This is a genomic window from Frateuria sp. (assembly GCF_035695185.1).
GTDB lineage: Bacteria > Pseudomonadota > Gammaproteobacteria > Xanthomonadales > Rhodanobacteraceae > Frateuria_A.
The window spans coordinates 1-16,800 of the sequence record NZ_DASSES010000199.1 but is presented as its reverse complement, the minus strand read 5'-3'; the positions used below and the strand labels follow the sequence as shown (position 1 = coordinate 16,800).

13 protein-coding genes are annotated in these 16,800 nt (G+C 64.8%); 1 reads left to right on the top strand and 12 read right to left on the bottom strand.

Features of this window, described 5'->3' with window-relative positions; genetic code table 11:
• Positions 1–86: 86 nt before the first annotated feature.
• From motB to queA, 7 genes are all read right to left on the bottom strand, one after another.
• Complete coding sequence (gene motB, locus VFH59_RS15965) at positions 87–1,151, bottom strand: flagellar motor protein MotB (RefSeq protein WP_325165897.1); 1,065 nt, start codon at positions 1,149–1,151, stop codon at positions 87–89.
• A complete protein-coding gene (motA, locus tag VFH59_RS15960; protein WP_325165896.1) occupies positions 1,148–2,017 on the bottom strand; it encodes a flagellar motor stator protein MotA in 870 nt (289 codons plus the stop codon). Before motA ends, motB begins: the two co-directional genes overlap by 4 nt.
• Before the next feature lie 232 nt (positions 2,018–2,249).
• Complete coding sequence (secF, locus tag VFH59_RS15955) at positions 2,250–3,221, bottom strand: protein translocase subunit SecF (RefSeq protein WP_325165895.1); 972 nt, start codon at positions 3,219–3,221, stop codon at positions 2,250–2,252.
• A 13-nt stretch (positions 3,222–3,234) separates the two neighbouring features.
• A complete protein-coding gene (gene secD / locus VFH59_RS15950) occupies positions 3,235–5,115 on the bottom strand; it encodes a protein translocase subunit SecD (protein WP_325165894.1) in 1,881 nt (626 codons plus the stop codon).
• A gap of 77 nt (positions 5,116–5,192) precedes the next feature.
• A complete protein-coding gene (gene yajC, locus VFH59_RS15945) occupies positions 5,193–5,525 on the bottom strand; it encodes a preprotein translocase subunit YajC (protein ID WP_245188142.1) in 333 nt (110 codons plus the stop codon).
• Positions 5,526–5,809: 284 nt separating this feature from the next.
• Positions 5,810–6,934, bottom strand: a complete 1,125-nt coding sequence (gene tgt / locus VFH59_RS15940) for a tRNA guanosine(34) transglycosylase Tgt (RefSeq protein WP_325165893.1) — start codon at positions 6,932–6,934, stop codon at positions 5,810–5,812.
• Between the two features lie 49 nt (positions 6,935–6,983).
• On the bottom strand, positions 6,984–8,018 hold the full coding sequence (gene queA, locus VFH59_RS15935) for a tRNA preQ1(34) S-adenosylmethionine ribosyltransferase-isomerase QueA (RefSeq protein ID WP_325165892.1): 1,035 nt from the start codon (positions 8,016–8,018) through the stop codon (positions 6,984–6,986).
• Positions 8,019–8,219: 201 nt separating this feature from the next.
• On the opposite strand from queA, the gene VFH59_RS15930 reads away from it, so the two are divergent.
• A complete protein-coding gene (locus VFH59_RS15930) occupies positions 8,220–10,208 on the top strand; it encodes an acetyl/propionyl/methylcrotonyl-CoA carboxylase subunit alpha (RefSeq protein WP_325165891.1) in 1,989 nt (662 codons plus the stop codon).
• 76 nt (positions 10,209–10,284) lie between these two features.
• Here VFH59_RS15930 and VFH59_RS15925 read toward each other — a convergent pair whose 3' ends face one another.
• The 5 genes from VFH59_RS15925 to thrS all read right to left on the bottom strand — a co-directional run.
• Positions 10,285–12,180 carry a hypothetical protein gene (locus VFH59_RS15925; protein WP_325165890.1) on the bottom strand — a complete coding sequence of 632 codons (1,896 nt, stop codon included), beginning with the start codon at positions 12,178–12,180 and terminating at the stop codon, positions 10,285–10,287.
• Positions 12,150–12,641, bottom strand: coding sequence for a toxin-activating lysine-acyltransferase (locus tag VFH59_RS15920; protein ID WP_325165889.1), 492 nt, complete (start codon positions 12,639–12,641; stop codon positions 12,150–12,152). Before VFH59_RS15920 ends, VFH59_RS15925 begins: the two co-directional genes overlap by 31 nt.
• A 92-nt stretch (positions 12,642–12,733) precedes the next feature.
• Entirely contained in the window at positions 12,734–13,738 is a 1,005-nt protein-coding gene (locus tag VFH59_RS15915) for a hypothetical protein (RefSeq protein ID WP_325165888.1), read from the bottom strand.
• 1,360 nt (positions 13,739–15,098) lie between these two features.
• Complete coding sequence (infC, locus tag VFH59_RS15910) at positions 15,099–15,626, bottom strand: translation initiation factor IF-3 (protein ID WP_414655906.1); 528 nt, start codon at positions 15,624–15,626, stop codon at positions 15,099–15,101.
• A 46-nt stretch (positions 15,627–15,672) separates the two neighbouring features.
• On the bottom strand, positions 15,673–16,800 hold a 1,128-nt coding region (gene thrS, locus VFH59_RS15905), incomplete at its 5' end, for a threonine--tRNA ligase (RefSeq protein ID WP_325165887.1).

Genomic DNA, 16,800 nt, shown 5'->3' with positions numbered 1-16,800 from the left:
TGGCCGGCGTCTGCATCGCATTTCGCCATGTTCCGGCAAGCGCACAGGCGGCCCTGCTCGCCTGCTCCCGGGGACGCCGGTACGCGTCAGCGGCCAGCGGGTCGGAGCGTCGGTGGCACCGGTAACGCCGTGGCGGCAACCGGGGCGCCCGACTGGGCCGGTATATCCGCCCCGGGCAGCACGGCATCGGCGGCGGCATCCGCCGGCTTTGCCGCGGGGCCCTGCTGGATTGCCGCTGGCGCAGGTCCGACGGGCCGCGGCCGGCTCTCGACCACGTCCTGGGACAATGCCGCCGCCTCGGCTTCGCGGGTCATCACGATGATGCTGATGCGCCGGTTGATCGGGTTGTCCGGGTGCGCCTTGTCCAGCGGCACGGACGCCGCCAGCCCGACCACGCGGGCGGTCTTGCCCTTCTCCATGCCACCCGAAAGCAGCGCGCGCCGTGCAGCATTCGCACGGTCGGTGGAAAGCTCCCAGTTGCTGTAATCGCGCTCGTCGGCGTACGGCGCATCGTCGGTATGGCCGGTAATGCTGATGCGATTGGGCACGCGGTTGATGAAGGTACCCAGCTCGGCGAGGATCGCGCGGGTGTAGTCCTTCAGCTTCGCGCTGCCGAGGTCGAACATCGGCCGGTTGAGCTTGTCCACGATCTGGATGCGCAGCCCTTCCGAGGTGATGTCCAGCAGCAACTGGTCCTTGAACGGCGCCAGCGCCTGGCTGTTCTGGATGGCCGCATTCAGCTGCTGCATCAACTCCTGCAGGCGGGCCTTCTCGCGCTCGCGCGCCCGCTGGTCGAGCGCTTCCTTCGAGACCGGCGCGGAGGGACCGTTGTGGCGATCCTTCCCGGGGCCGTGGGAGAGGTCCATCGCCCCCCCCAGCTGGATCGCCGCGTCGCTGGCGCCGCCCGGCCCCATGCGTCCGGGCGGCGCGACGGTGGCATTGCCCGGGGTCATGCTGGGGTTGCGGAAGTACTCGGAGATCGCTGCCTTCTGCTCGCGCGTGCCGGCACCGAGAATCCACATGACCAGGAAGAACGCCATCATCGCGGTGACGAAATCCGCGTACGCCACTTTCCAGGCGCCACCATGGTGGCCATGCGCCTGCTTTCTCACGCGCTTGATGATGATCGGCGCGCCGCCACCCTCGCTCATGCGGCGGCTCCGGCGCGGTCGCTTTTCAGGTGATCCTCGAGGTCCTGGAAGTTGGGTCGCGTGTGCGCCGAGAGGGCCTTGCGCGCGAACTCGACCGACACCTTGGGGTTGTAGCCCCGCAGGTTGGCCAGCAGCGCCACCTTGACGCACTCGAAGGCCTTTCCGTCCTCGCGCACGCGGCTTTCCATCGCCGCGGCCAGCGGCCCGATGAAGCCGTAGCACAGCAAGATGCCGAGGAAGGTGCCCACCAGCGCACCGGCGATGTGCTCACCGATCCTGGAGGTATCGCCGCCCAGGTTGGACATGGTCGTGACGATGCCCAGCACCGCCGCGACGATGCCGAAGCCCGGCAGGCCGTCGGCCATCTTGGCCACCGCCTGCGCCGGGGCCTCGGCCTCGAGGTGATGGTTTTCGACCTCGGCGTCCAGCAACGCTTCCAGCTCGTGCGCCTCCATGTTGCCGCCGACGATCAGGCGCAGGCAGTCGGTGATGAACTCGACCAGGTGGTGCTCGCCCAGCAGGCGCGGGTATGCGGAGAACACCGGACTGGCTTGCGGGTCCTCGATGTGCGACTCCATGCCCAGCACGCCTTCCTTGCGCATGACGCCGAAGATGTCGTACAGCAGCGCCAGCAGGTCCACGTAGTCCTGCCGGCGGTACTTGGGCCCCTTGAGCAGACCGGTGATGTCGCCCAGTGCGCCCTTCACGATCTTGCCGGGGTTGGCCGCCAGGAACGCGCCGATGGCGCCGCCGAAGATGATCAGCAACTCGTAGGGTTGCCACAGGGCCATCAATTGCCCGTGCGACATCACGTAACCGCCGAGCACGCAGCCAAGCACGATCAGCGTTCCAACCAAAACCAGCATGTTCAACTCCGTGCGGCCCGGGGCCCAGCAGCATTCCGGGTTATCGGTCGGCCGGGCAAAAAATTGAACGCGCCGGCGGCTCCCGCCGACGGTGGCTCCGGACCATGCCCCAGCGCCGCAGTACACGTTGCCGGAGCAAACGCGCCCGGATGGACCCGTCATCTCCGACACGTCGGGCCCAACAAAAAGCCCGGCGCAGGGCCGGGCTTTTCGGTGACACGGTGGCGGGCGCTCAAGGCCGCCGTGCGAGCTCCGGGTTGTCCCGGGTCTGCGGCATCAGGTCCTTCTTGGACACGCCCAGCCACAGCAGGATCGGGCTGGCCACGAAGATCGAGGACAGCGTACCGACCACGATGCCGATCAGCATGGTGATGGCGAAGCCGTGCACCGCCGGACCGCCGAAGAAATACAGCGCGGCCATGGTGATGCCGGTGAACAGCGAGGTGATGATGGTCCGCGACAGTGTGGTATTGATCGAACGGTTGAGGATCTCTTCCGGATCGGCCTTGCGGGCAAGGCGGAACAACTCGCGGATACGGTCGAACACCACCACCTTGTCGTTGATCGAGTAACCGATCACCGCCAGCACCGAAGCGAGCACGGTCAGGTCGAACTCGCGTTGCACCAACGAGATCACGCCCAGCGTCACCAGCACGTCGTGTACTTCGGTAGCCAGGGCGGCGATGGCGAAGCGCCGCTCGAAGCGGATCCACAGGTACACGCCGATGCCGATGATCACGAAGATCGCCGCGATCGAGCCGTCGCTCTTGAGTTCGTCACCCACCTGCGGGCTGACGAAGCTGTGGCTGCTCTCGACGGCGTCGGGCCGGTGCTTCCTGAGTGCGGCCATCACGTTGGCGGCAACCTTGTCGGCACGCGCCGAGGCGCTCTCGCCGTTGACGGTGGCGCCCGCCTTGCCGGTCCTGGGCTGCAGCCGGATCAGCACCTGGCGCGAGCCACCCAGGCTCTGCACCACCGGGTTCTCGATGCCGGCCTCGTCCAGCGCCTTGCGCACCTCGCCGATGTCGACCGTGCTGCCGTACTTCACCTCGACCGAGATGCCGCCGGTGAAATCCAGGCCGTAGTTGAGGCCACGGGTGAACAGCAGCGCCACCGAGGCGATCATGAGGAGCCCGGCGATGACGATGCTGATCCTGCGCCAGTGCAGGAACGGGACATTGCTGTTGTGGTTGAAGATTTCCATCGTTTGTACGTCCTCAGACCGACAACGTCTTGAGCTTGCGGTTGCCGTGGATCAGCGCGGTGATCGCGTGGGTCACGGTGACCGAGGTGAACATGGAGGTCAGGATGCCGATCAGCAGCGTCACGCCGAAGCCCTTGATCGGGCCCGAGCCCATCGTGGTCAGCGCCAGTGCGGCGATCAGGTGGGTGACGTTGGCGTCGAGGATGGTCGCCCAGGCCTTTTCGTAGCCGGCGCGGATCGAGGCATGCGGGCTGGAGCCGTTGCGCAGTTCCTCGCGCACGCGTTCGCAGATCAGCACGTTGGCGTCGATCGCCATGCCCAGCGTGAGCACGATGCCGGCGATGCCCGGCATGGTCAGGGTCACGCCGATCATCGACATCACCGCGACCAGGATCACCAGGTTGAAGAACAGCGCGATGTCCGCGACCAGGCCGAACAGGTGGTAGTAGATCGCCGCGGCCAGCAGCACCAGGCCCAGGCCCAGCAGCACCGCGCGCAGGCCCTTCTGGATGTTGTCCTGGCCCAGGCTCGGGCCAATCACGAACTGCGAGGCGATGTTCATCGGCGCGGCCAGCGAACCACCCTTGAGCAGCAGCGCCAGTTCCGAGGCTTCCTTGGGGCTGTTCAGGCCGGTGGTCTGGAACTGCTTGCCGAATACGCCCTGGATGGTCGCGTCGCTGATGACCTCCTGGGTGGTGTGCGGCACCTGCACTTCCTTGCCGTTGACGACCTTGGTGTCGTAGACGGTTTCCACGTACACCACTGCCATCGGCTTGCCGACATTGGCGCTGGTGAAGTCGAGCATCTTCTTGGCGCCGGAGGCGCTCAGGGTCACGTCCACCTTGGGCGTGCCACTCTGCTGGTCGACGCCGGAGGCGGCGTCCACCAGTTCGTCGCCGGTGGCGATGATGCGCTTGCTGACGAGCACCGGGCGATGGGTGCCGCGCTCGTAATAGAGGTTGGCGTCCGGCGGCACGTTGCCGGTACGCGCCGCCTCGACCGCGCGCGGGTCGCCCGGAAAGCCGATGCCCGCCCGGTATTCCAGCGTGGCGATGGCGCCAATCACCTTCTTGGCCTCGGCCGGGTTCTGCACGCCGGCCAGTTCCACCACGATCTGGTCGTCGCCCTGCTGCTGGATCAGTGGCTCGGAGACACCCAGCGCGTTGATGCGGTTGCGCAGCGTGGCGGTGTTCTGGCGGATGGTGGCCAGCGCCAGCTCCCGCAGCTTTTCGGGCTTGACCGAGGCGACGAGCAGGAAGCGATCGCCGGTGCTGGCGCCGTCACGCACCAGCAGGTCCGGGTACTCCGTCCCGATGATATCGGTGGCAGCGCTGCGGTCGGCGGCCGAACGCAGCACCACGCTGATGCCCTGCCCGCGCTGGGCGTTGCGGCTCACCGACTCGTAGCGGATGTTCTTTTCGCGCAACAGGCTGCGGATGTCGTCGGCGTAGCGCTCTTCCTGCTTGTCGACCACCGCGTTCTGGTCCACCGCCATCAAAAAGTGCACGCCACCCTGCAGGTCCAGGCCCAGCGGCATGGAGTTGGCATGGATCGCGCGCAGCCATCCGGGCACCGTCGAGGCGAGGTTGAGCGCCACCGTGTAGTCGTCGCCCAACGCAGCCTTCACCACGTCGGCAGCCTTGGCCTGGACGTCCGCGTTGGGGAAGTCGGCGACCAGGTGGTCGGCGTCGATCTCCAGCCCGCTGTAAGGCACCTTCTGCGCCTTCAGCGCATCGGCGACCTTCTGCTTGACCGCAGCATCGAGCGGCGCGCCGTGGGTGGCGAGCACCTGCACCGACGGCACCGGCGGGAAGGCGTTGGGCAGCGCGTAGAGGATGCCGAACAGCAATACCAACGCGACCAGCGCGTATTTCCAGCGTGGAAAGTCACTCATGCCTTAAGAAGCCCGTTGCTCGTTACTTCGAAGGCCGCGGCCCCCTCGGCCGCGGCGGATGGCCGGGTCCGGCCTCGTCAGGACGACTTCAGCGTGCCCTTGGGAAGCACCTGGGAGATGGCACCCTTCTGCAGCTTGATCTTGACGTTGGGCGCGATCTCGACGGTCAGGAAGCTTTCGCCCACCTCGTCCACGCGTCCGGCGATGCCGCCGTTGCTGACCACTTCGTCGCCCTTGGCCAGGGCGGAGACCATGTTGCGGTGCTCCTTCTGGCGCTTCATCTGCGGGCGGATCATCAGGAAGTAGAAGATGACGAAGAGTGCGATCAGCGGCAGGAAGCTGAAAAGCGGGTTGCCCGGCGCGGCGGCGGGGGCAGCCTGGGCGATCACCAGGGACATCGGAAGGCTCATCGTTTCATCCTGCAAGTAGCGGCGTGGACAAGAAATTCCGTCCGCGCCAGAAAAAGGTCTTGGATTATGCCATGCACCCCCGGGGCATGCACGGCGGCTTCACACGCCCCTGCATGGCGGCGGGCGGCCGGGTTTGCAAGCACCGCGGGCCTTGGTGACCGGGCCCGGCGGGAAGTTCCCGGGCTCCGCGGGAGCACACCCGGGCAGCCCCGCCATCTCCGGCGCGCGGGGAGTCCCGCAGACAGGGGGATGACGGTCGCGCCCCCGATCCGCTCCTGCGAGCGCTACGCCGCGGCGCCCTGGCGGCGGGCGTAGAACGCGGCGACGAAGTCCTCCAGCGCACCGGCGGCGATCGCCCCGCGCAGCCCGGCCATCAGCCGCTGGTAATGGCGCAGGTTGTGGTGCGTGGCCAGCTGGCTGGCGAGGATTTCGTTACAGCGGTCCAGATGGCGCAGATAGGCGCGCGAGAAGCCGTTGGCGCAGGCGTAGCAGTCGCAGCCCTCCTCGATCACCCGGGTGTCGTCCGCGTACTTCGCGTTGCGGATCCGCAGGGTGCCCTCGGGCACGAACAGGAAACCGTTGCGGGCGTTGCGGGTGGGCATCACGCAGTCGAACATGTCGATGCCCCGGCGCACCGCCTCGACGATGTCCTCCGGCCGGCCCACACCCATCAGGTAGCGCGGCTTGTCCTGCGGCAGCATCGCCACGGTGAAGTCGAGCGTGTGGTTGCGCTCGGCTTCCGGCTCGCCGACGGCCAGCCCGCCCACCGCATAGCCGTCGAAGCCGATGCCGACCAGGCCCTCGGCCGAACGGCGCCGCAGCGGTTCGTACACGCCGCCCTGCACGATGCCGAACAGCGCGTTGGGGTTCCTCAGCGCGTCGAACGCTCCACGCGAGCGCGCGGCCCAGCGCAGCGACATCTCCATGGAGTCGGCCGCCTGCTTCTCCGTGGCCGGGTAGGGCGTGCACTCGTCGAAGATCATGGCGATGTCCGAGTCCAGCACCGTCTGGATCTTCATCGACACTTCCGGCGACAGGAACACCTTGGAGCCGTCCACCGGCGAGGCGAACGTCACCCCCTCTTCGGCCAGCTTGCGCTTGTGCGCCAGCGAGAACACCTGGAAGCCGCCCGAGTCGGTGAGGATCGGCTTGTTCCAGCCGATGAAGCGGTGCAGGCCACCGAACTTCTCCACGATCTCCAGCCCGGGACGCAGGTAGAGGTGGAAGGTGTTGCCCAGGATGATCTCGGCACCGAGTTCGGTGAGGTCGCGCGGCGTCATCGCCTTGACCGAGCCGTAGGTGCCCACCGGCATGAAGGCGGGTGTTTCAACGGTGCCGCGCGCGAAGGCCAGGCGACCGCGGCGGGCCGCGCCATCGCGGGCCAGCAGTTCGAAAGTCATGGAAGTCATCGCGACATTATCGCCGCTTTTTGCTTCCTCTCCGGGCGGGGAGAGGGAACTAGTTCGAGGCACCGGGAAGGATCAGCATCGCATCGCCATAGGAGAAGAACCGGTACCGCTCCCGCACTGCGTGCCGGTAGGCCTCCAGCACGAACTCCCGCCCGGCCAGCGCCGACACCAGCATCAGCAGGGTCGACTGCGGCAGGTGGAAATTGGTGATCAGGCCGTCGATGCTGGTGATGCGGTAGCCCGGGAAGATGAAGATCTGGGTCTCCCCGGCGAACGGGTGCACCTGTCCGTCGATCGTCGCGCTTTCCAGTGCCCGCACCACCGTCGTGCCCACCGCGATGACCCGCCCGCCGGCTGCCCGCGCGCGGCGCATCTTTTCCACCAGCGCGGCGCCGACGTTGAGCCACTCGCGATGCATGGTGTGCTGGTGAATGTCCTCCACGCGCACCGGCTGGAAGGTGCCGGCACCCACATGCAACGTCACGTAGCCGGTGTCCACGCCCAGTTCGCGCAGGCGCCCGAGCAGCGGTTCGTCGAAATGCAGGCCCGCGGTGGGCGCGGCCACCGCACCGGGTTCGCGGGCGTAGACGGTCTGGTAGCGCTCCAGGTCCGAGGCATCGGCGTGGCGCTCGATGTACGGCGGCAGCGGCATCTCGCCCAGCTTCGCGAGCAGTTTTTCCAGCGGCTCGGGCGACTCGAAGCGCAGTCTGAAGAACGCCTCGTCACGGCCCAGCACCGTGGCATGGCTGCCGTCGCCGAGTTCGATGCGGCCGCCCTCCTTCGGCTTCTTGCTCACGCCCAGTTGCACCGTGGCCTCGTGCGCGCCGGTGACACGCTCGATCAGGATCTCCACCGCACCGCCGGATTCCTTGCGCCCGTACAAGCGGGCCGGCAGCACGCGGGTATCGTTGAACACCAGCAGATCGCCCGGACGCAGGAAGGACGGCAATTCACGGAACTGACGATCGTCCAGCGTGCGCCCGACCGGATCCAGCCGCAGCAGCCGGCTGGCCGAGCGCTCCGGCAACGGGGCCTGCGCGATCAGCTCGGGCGGCAGGTCGAAATCGAAATCGGACTTCTTCAAGGCGTGCCTCTGGGCTCTGGTAGGAGCGCACCTGTGCGCGACCGCCATGCCTCCCGGTCGCGCACAGTGCGCCTGCAGGGGAAACGCGTACGGCGACCGGCAATGATAGCCCTCTCCCGCCCCGTGCTGCGCTGCGCATCGGCTACACACGGCTTATCTGTTAATTTCGCGGGCTTTGCATCGACTCGGGACCGACCCTGCATGTTCGAGCGCGTACTGATTGCCAATCGCGGCGAGATCGCCTGCCGCGTGATCCGCACCTGCCGCCGCCTCGGCATCCACACCATCGCGGTGTATTCGGAGGCCGACCAGGACGCCCAACACGTCCGGCTGGCCGATGAAGCCTGGCCGATCGGCGGCCCGCGCCCGGCCGACTCCTACCTGCGTGGCGAAGCCATCCTCGAGGTAGCCAGGAAGACCGGCGCGCAGGCGATCCATCCGGGCTACGGCTTCCTGTCGGAGAACACCGGCTTCGCCCGCGCCTGTGTCGAGGCCGGCATCGTGTTCATCGGCCCGAAGCCTCGGAGCATCGATGCGATGGGTTCCAAGGCGGCCGCCAAGGCACTGATGGAAAAGCACGCCGTGCCGCTGGTGCCCGGCTACCACGGCGAGAACCAGGAGCCCGTGCACCTGGCCGAGCAGGCGCGCAAGACCGGCTTCCCGCTGATGATCAAGGCCGCGGCCGGCGGCGGCGGCAAGGGCATGCGCATCGTGCGCGGCGAAGGCGAGTTCGCCGATGCGCTGGCCTCGGCCCAGCGCGAGGCGGCCAACGCCTTCGGCGACACGCGGGTGATCCTGGAGCGTTACGTCGAGCACCCGCGGCACATCGAGTTCCAGGTGTTCGGCGACAGCCACGGCAACGTGATCCACCTCAACGAGCGCGAATGCTCGTCCCAGCGCCGCTACCAGAAGGTGCTGGAAGAGACGCCCTCGCCCTTCCTCACGCCGGCGCGGCGCCGGGCCATGGGCGAAGCGGCGGTGGCCGCCGCCAGGGCGGTCGACTACGTGGGCGCGGGCACGGTGGAGTTCATCGTCGGCGCCGACGGCGAGTTTTTCTTCATGGAAATGAATACGCGCCTGCAGGTCGAGCACCCGGTCACCGAGGAAACGCTCGGCCTGGACCTGGTCGAGTGGCAACTGCGCGTCGCTGCGGGCCAGCCGCTGCCGCTCAAGCAGGAACAGATCCAGACGCACGGCCATGCCATCGAGGTGCGCCTGTACGCCGAGGACCCGGAACAGAACTTCCTGCCCGGCTCGGGCAAGCTGCTCAAGCTGCGCCTTCCCGCGCCGTCGAAGCACGTGCGCATCGACGGCGGCGTGGTCGAGGGCGACACGGTCACCATCTTCTACGACCCGATGATCGCCAAGCTGATCGTATGGGACGTCGACCGCCCGCAGGCGCTGGAACGGCTGCGCGAGGCGCTGGCCCAGTGCGAAATCGTCGGGCCGAAATCCAACATCGCCTTCCTCGAGCGGCTGGCGAGGCATCCATCCGTGATCGAAGGAACCATCGACACCGGCTACCTCGACCGCCACCTGGACGAGTTCCTGCAGGGCGACGCGGCGCCGGCCGACCGCGTGCTGTTCGCCGCCGCCACCGCGGCGCTGCTGCAGGAAGAGCGCAGCGTGCAGGCCAACCTCGCCGATCCGCACTCGCCCTGGGCCAGAGCCGACGCCTGGCGCATCGGCCATGCCGGCAAGCGCGTGGTGGCGCTGGCGCTGCACGAGCGGCGTTACGAGGTCGCCGCGCATGGCCATGGCGGTGACTACCGCCTCGAACACGGTGAGGCGACCTGCGAAGTACGCGGCGCGTGCCTTGAGACGGACGCCCTCAGCGCCCGCTTCGATGGCGAGGCGCAACGCCTGAGCGCGCGGGTCGACGACGCCCGCGTGCTGTTGCACGACGCCGCAGGCCGGCGCCACCGCTTCGTGCACGCCCCCGCCTTTGCCTGGGCCTCGACCGAAAGCGCCGGCGGCAATCAGGTCGTCGCGCCGATGCCCGGCCGGATCGTGCTGGTCAAGGCGAACGCCGGCGACAGTGTCGAGGAAGGCCAGGAGTTGCTGGTGATGGAGGCGATGAAGATGGAGCTGGCGCTGAAAGCACCGCGCGCCGGCACCATCGAGAACGTCAGCGCGAGCCAGGGCGAGTTCGTCGAAGCGGATACGGTGCTGGTGCGCTTCGAAAGCTGAGGCGAGCGCGACCCGCTCCTCTCTCCCTCCGGGCAGAGGGTTGGGGTGAGGGGACGCTCTTGCGGGAGACTCGCTCCTAGGCCTTGGTGCAAGGATTCTGTCTTTCCACGATTCGCCACCGCCGAAAATCTACCCCGCTGGAGAACGAAAGCAATTCGGCAGGTGCCGCATTCACAACCGCCGCGATCTCCTTGGCAGCACAACCGGTCTGTAGCTCCACGGCCCGAATAGCTGCGCACCAACGCTTGTTTCCATGCGACCTCAGCGTGAACTGGCGTACGTCATCGGCCAGCCACTGATCGAACAGACACAAGCGCCCATCGTGATGCATCCCTTCTAGCCATAGGACTGGCTCGCTCGTCCTTGCGTCCTCGCACAGCAGAACGCAAGAGGCTCCATAAGCCTTTTGAGCATGTACAACCAGATGGTTCGGCAACAATGGCCAGTGCCGGCGAGAAGCGCCCACGATCCCGTTGACCAGCGCTTCCAGGTGTGGAGCGATTTCTCCTATCGATTCAGCCGCCTTAGATGCATGGTCGGTCAACACCGCGGTCAGGCGGCCGCGATCGATTTCTGTTCTCGGGCCCAGATAGCGGCACATGGTCGCGTAGGCTCCAGCGACGTAGTGCTCAGTATCGGATTTCGTTTTGAACACGTCAGCCAACAAACGATCAAGCACCGGCTTGTGCTGCGCGATAAAATCCGACGCGAACGTCCGCCGACCTTGACCGTCGATCAATCCGTACTGGTACCGGGTGCAGTGGCGTTGTCGTTCTTTGAAGTGTGCTTGGAAAAGGGCGGCGAGGGAGAGCGCCTGTGGTGAGTTGGCCTGTTGCGCGTTAAATAGCAAGGAGCACTCGCGGACAAACGCGTTCTCATAGCAGCTGGCCGCGTAGTCCTGCCACTCCGTCTCGCGCAGCGGCCTGCGTCCGTTGGGGCCGTACTTGTTGAAGAAAAAAACCAAGGACTTGATAACCGCTCTAAGCGTGGTGAGTTCCTCACCAAAACCGGCGGCATGATCCAGAATTTTGGCGCGTGCCCAGTCGGGGAAGTAATGAGCGTTGCCGAAATCCAGCAATTGTCCCCAAACGGAGACGTTGGAAGAGAACACGCCGCCGCCTGTAAGCCGGTGCACCTGACCAAAGGCAATCTGGTCCACCAGGCGCGCGACCAACTGCTTGAGGCAAGCGGCCGCCCCGCCTGGAGGACCAACAGTGAGCCAATAGCGGACGGCCGCCTTGGCGCGGGCGACGTCCTCCAATTGATGGGCGCGGGTGTCGCTTTCGCTCGCTCCCAGCGGGCGAAAGAGCGGCGCCCTCTCGATGTGAGCGGGTCGCAAGGTACATGGACGAATCAATAGACCTCGACGGATCGCCCGCGCAGAACGCAGGTCCGGATCAACATAGTCGCAACCGGCGTCCAGTACCGCAATGACAGGCAGTGCTCCTGCAGGGAATTCGGCGTCGAAGACTTCGCTGTAGACCGCTTCGCGCAAGCACTCTTCGAGGCTCGCGTGACCGTGAGCATGGCCTGGGTGGGCGTCTTCGCCCACTAACGGCGTCTGGCCAATGCCTTTAGCACTAAACCGCCCCGCGATGCCGCTGCGCCCACTCCCGCCGTGAGGAGTTGTTCCTTCGGTACTGCCGTAGCGATCTGCGTAAAAGGTCTTGAAGGCACTTGAGGGAATGCCACGACCCAGCGTGGCCTCGTAGGCAAACTCGTCCAACAGCCATGCTTCCGCGCGGCGACGCGTCGACACATTGAGTACGTCGATGCCTTGCTGCAGGAACCATCGGACATTCAACCACGCCAGCCGCGCTCGGTGCAGACGCTGTGCATGAAAAGAAACCAGAATCGACGCGCTGATGCTGGCCAGATCAACAGCACCACGCTCTAACGCCGCGATTTCGGACGCGCTGAAATGCTTCGCAATCACTGCCGTCATAGGCGCGACCGCGTCATGCAGCCCCATCGCGTGACCTTGCGTATAGAGCCGTCATCTCGCCGCCTCAGCGACTTGGCTTCTTCGAATTGTGAAAGGCGATTCTTGCCGAGTTGGACGAATTTCCTGACGTCGCCGTTGAGCACCACAAAATCCATGATCCAAAGCCGGTCGCCTTCGTTCCACTCGCTCAGGTGCAGCAAAATCGCGGGGTCTCCAATCAGCCGTTGTTCGGTGTCCTCCGCCAAGAACGCCCATGTCATATAGCCCACGAGATTGGCGCTTGCGTCGTAAAACAGCGTGTACTGACAGAGCAGCAGTGGTGGACGAAGCCATTCGGCGATACAAGCAATCGGATACTGGCAGTACGTCGGGGAGCGAGTCATGACAAAAGTGACGGCTCCCAGTGCCTCCATGAAGGCCGCGGTTGCTGACGCGGGCGATGGCTGTCCAGCTGGAGCGTCCACAAGCGTCACCTTGTCCTGAAGCAAGCTTTAACGGTTCCTAGCCGTGCCCTGGGCAAATTCTTGGCACAGAGGCGTGCAGGATGCAGTTTCGTGTGGACGGACGCGACCCCGCCTCGCTATGGTCCACATGCCGACGGAGCTTCCTTAAGGCGAGGTTTGCCCTCGAAATACTTGTGGAACAACATTTCGGCTTGTTTGTTACCTTGCGCTACTAGTGACGGCGCCAGAATCGGGCCACCCGTATCGGTCGGTGACAAAAAAATGACGTTGATGATCGCATTCATACGTTGCGCATACGGCGCGTCCGCTCCCAACTGAAGCAGACGGTTCATTGTGTAAAGTTTCAGCGGATCGAGCGGATGGACGTAAGGGAACATTCCCGAGCCATCCTCGTTGCTGGTCTGTGCGAGGAGTGCGACCACCCGCCAATCACCTCGTGCCATGCCCTCCGCGATATACTTGGGCGCAAGGCGCTTATAATCGCGAATTTCCTGTTGCGAATAGCTCAGTGGAGTTCGGTCTGCATCTTCGAAAAGCGATCGGAGATAGCAGACCTGAGCGTCGGCGTCGCCCATGGACGCGGCTTTCTTTGTTGCCTCATAGAAATCTCTTGCCGAGGATTGCGCCGTAGAACATTCCGCTTTTTCATCGCGTTCTTTATCCAGTGCGTCCATTTGCTCTTGTAGGCCTGCCGTGCATTGCGCAGACCGCGCGAGATCGTTGGAAGGAATCTCTTTGCATGCCTGCAGATTGCGCTCCAGCTCTGCGAGCCGGTTATTCATTGAATAGCATTGCTTGCTTTGTTCGAAGTCGGCAACCGCGCGATGCACATCCACGGGCTTGGGAGCCGTTGGCATGGATGCCTTTGGCGTCGACCGCGGGTGGTGCGATGCCTGTGCCTGTTTGGTGGTGGACGAAGCAGGCGCCAACGCGGCGGCGTGACCGCCACCGCGTTGGGCGTCCGCCTTCGAGGGCGCCCAATATGTCCAGGCAACGCAAGCCACCAGCGCAACGGCAACCAGCCCCACAGTTACATGTCGTCTGTTCATATCGTTACCCTTGAGAACGCCGGACCAACTGCCACTATAAGCCGCCGCACTTGCGTCCTTGGTCAGCGGCATACGAGTTCATCGCGTCGTTCCCGACGGCGCTGGCGGTGGCCTCACTCGCTCCGTATTGGTGAGCCCATTCGTGCGCGAAAGCCCGGATCTTGTATGCCATGGAGCCGTTCCCCGGCAAGGACACTAAGGACTGTGTACCCTGGGTGCTTCCCCCAAGCTGCGTGAGGCCCGGATACGGTGGCGTGCCCGTTGGGCTCTCGTAGTGCGTTCCGGCGGAATCGCGCCAGATCGTTGCGCTTATGACAAATGTCTTCCAGCCTGATCGCGGACCAAGCCCTGAAAGCGGAGCCTTCTTGCCATAAGCCTTCGCGCAATCCATCGCATGTACGACGGTAGTCGGCGTAGGACCAATGTAGGTTCCGACATTGGTCGGCGGAGCGCTGACATTCAGCACGCCGCCCCAGTAGTAGCCATAGTTCACACTGGCTGTTTGGAGGCTATAAGTGGCGTTGACGGTCACGGTGCCCAACGTCGGTGGTTCGTCTGCTAGCGTGCCGTGGGATGCCACAAGTGAGGAAGCAAACAGCGCGAGCTCTACAGCTGTCAACTTTCGCATTTCCTTCTCCTCAGTCTTGCCGGTAGGGACCCCTCCCGTTCCTGACAGCAATTCCGCATTTCTGGATCGGAAAGCTGACGGCCCATTTCATGGGCCGTGGAGAGCGCGAACATATGACAGCAAGTTAGATGGCAGGTACGACCTTGAATTGGAGGTGCACCTCGCCCACGTGGTGTCGAAGACACCATCGGCATGCCATGCGAGCATGACAAATGAAACCTGCTACCCGTGTAACCCTCCCCGAATCAGCCGCCTGCCAATGGCGGCTGAATCATCCGTCCGTTGCGACAACGAGGTTGCGCACCTGCGGCACGGGCAGTTTGCACGTCAAGTTGTGAACGTCTCGCAAAGTCGACGAGCCTGAACAAAGCTTAGGTCGTAATGGGGTTCCCTCGAAAAGACAGACTTGCCCCGCGGGCGAGCGTGGTGATTACCCGATGAAGCCTGCCGACACCGATTCAAAGTAGGACACCACTGCTTCAGCCGGTCCTTCGCGGACAAGGCCCAGCGCAGTCTTGTGGCGGAAGGCCGGCTCGTTGCGCATCCAGCTCAGAGCGGCGTCGCGGTTGTCGAACGCCTCCGCGGCAGACAGCACGCGCAGGATGGACTGGAGGCCATCATTTTCGACGGCTCAACAGCCACTGTCGCGTAGCCTCTGTTGAGCGTCAGGTGGAAATCGAGGCCCGATTTCTTGACGTAGGCACGTGGCAAAAGAAAACCCCCGAGTTGAACTCGGGGGTGTAGCGGCCCCAAGGACCTGACATCAACAGGTCAATGAACGCCTAGCCTTCGCGGCCGCCTTTTTTACTGCTTCTTCTTCGGTCCGATCATCATGACCATCTGGCGCCCTTCCAGCCGGGGGAAGGATTCCACCTGGCCGTTGTCGCCGACGTCCTCCTGGATCTTCCTGGCCAGGTTCTGGCCGAGGTCCTGGTGGGACATCTCGCGTCCGCGGAAGCGGATCGTGACCTTGACCTTGTCGCCCTCCTCCAGGAAGCGAAGCATGTTGCGCAGCTTGATCTGGTAGTCGCCCACGTCCGTGACCGGACGGAACTTCACTTCCTTGATCTCGACCTGCTTCTGCTTCTTCTTGGCGGCCTGGGCCTTCTTCTGGGCTTCGAACTTGAACTTGCCGTAATCCATGATGCGGCAGACCGGCGGGTCGCCGTTGGGCTGGATCTCGACCAGGTCCATGCCCGCTTCCTGCGCCATCGAAAGCGCCTCGTCGCGGGAAAGGATGCCCAGCTGTTCCGAGTCGACGCCGATCACGCGCACGCGCGGTACGCGAATCTCATGGTTGCGGCGGTTGCCCTTGTTGTCGGTGGTGGCGATACCACTATCCTCCAGAAGAAGTGTTGGGATTAGGCCTCAAGACGGGTCAACGCCGCGTCTCGGCCTGAAGGCGCTCGATGAAGTCGGCCAGCGGCATGCTGCCCAGGTCCTCACCCGAACGCGTACGCACGGAAACGGCCCCCGCTTCCTTCTCGCGGTCACCGACCACGAGGAGATAAGGGACCTTCTGCAACGTATGCTCGCGGATTTTATAACCGACTTTTTCGTTGCGCAAATCGGCCTGGACGCGGAAGCCTTTGTCGACAAGGGCTTGCGTCACCTCGCGGACATAACCGGCCTGGGCGTCGGTGATGGAGAACACCGCCGCCTGCACCGGCGCCAGCCAGGCCGGGAGGTTGCCGGCGTGATGCTCGATCAGGATGCCGATGAAGCGCTCCATCGAGCCCACGATCGCCCGGTGCAGCATGACTGGATGGCGCTTCTGCGAGGCCTCGTCCACGTACTCGGCGCCCAGGCGCTCGGGCATCATGAAATCGACCTGCATGGTGCCGACCTGCCAGGCGCGGCCGATCGAGTCCTTCATGTGGTACTCGATCTTCGGGCCATAGAAGGCGCCCTCGCCGGGCAGTTCCTCCCACTGCACGCCGGCGGAGGAAAGCGCCTTGCGCAGCGCATCCTCGGCGCGGTCCCACACCTCGTCCGAACCGATGCGCTTGTCCGGGCGCAGGGCGATCTTCAGCGCGATGTCCTGGAAGCCGAAATCGCCGTACACCTGCATCGCCTGCCGGTGGAACGCAGTCACCTCCGGCTCGATCTGCTCGGGCGTGCAGAAGATGTGGCCGTCGTCCTGGGTGAAGGCGCGCACGCGCATGATGCCGTGCAGGGCGCCCGAGGGTTCGTTGCGGTGGCAACCGCCGAACTCGCCGTAGCGGATCGGCAGCTCGCGGTAGCTGTGCAGGCCGGTGTTGAAGATCTGCACGTGGCCCGGGCAGTTCATCGGCTTCAATGCGTAGGTGTGCTTCTCCGACTCGGTGAAGAACATGTTCTCGGCGTAGTTGTCCCAGTGCCCGGACTTCTTCCACAGCGACACATCCAGCACCTGCGGGCAGCGCACCTCCTGGTAGCCGCTCTTGCGGTACACACGGCGCATGTACTGCTCGACCTGCTGCCAGATCGCCCAGCCGTTGGGGTGCCAGAACACCATGCCGGGGGA

Bases quoted from the DNA above. Each gene is read 5' to 3' on its own strand.
- VFH59_RS15930 (WP_325165891.1), top strand. From the start codon at position 8,220: ATGTTCGAGCGCGTACTGATTGCCAATCGCGGCGAGATCGCCTGCCGC.
- secD (WP_325165894.1), bottom strand. From the start codon at position 5,115: ATGAGTGACTTTCCACGCTGGAAATACGCGCTGGTCGCGTTGGTATTG.
- secF (WP_325165895.1), bottom strand. From the start codon at position 3,221: ATGGAAATCTTCAACCACAACAGCAATGTCCCGTTCCTGCACTGGCGC.
- motA (WP_325165896.1), bottom strand. From the start codon at position 2,017: ATGCTGGTTTTGGTTGGAACGCTGATCGTGCTTGGCTGCGTGCTCGGC.
- motB (WP_325165897.1), bottom strand. From the start codon at position 1,151: ATGAGCGAGGGTGGCGGCGCGCCGATCATCATCAAGCGCGTGAGAAAG.
- tgt (WP_325165893.1), bottom strand. From the start codon at position 6,934: ATGACTTCCATGACTTTCGAACTGCTGGCCCGCGATGGCGCGGCCCGC.
- VFH59_RS15925 (WP_325165890.1), bottom strand. From the start codon at position 12,180: ATGGGGCTGCATGACGCGGTCGCGCCTATGACGGCAGTGATTGCGAAG.
- yajC (WP_245188142.1), bottom strand. From the start codon at position 5,525: ATGAGCCTTCCGATGTCCCTGGTGATCGCCCAGGCTGCCCCCGCCGCC.
- VFH59_RS15915 (WP_325165888.1), bottom strand. From the start codon at position 13,738: ATGCCGCTGACCAAGGACGCAAGTGCGGCGGCTTATAGTGGCAGTTGG.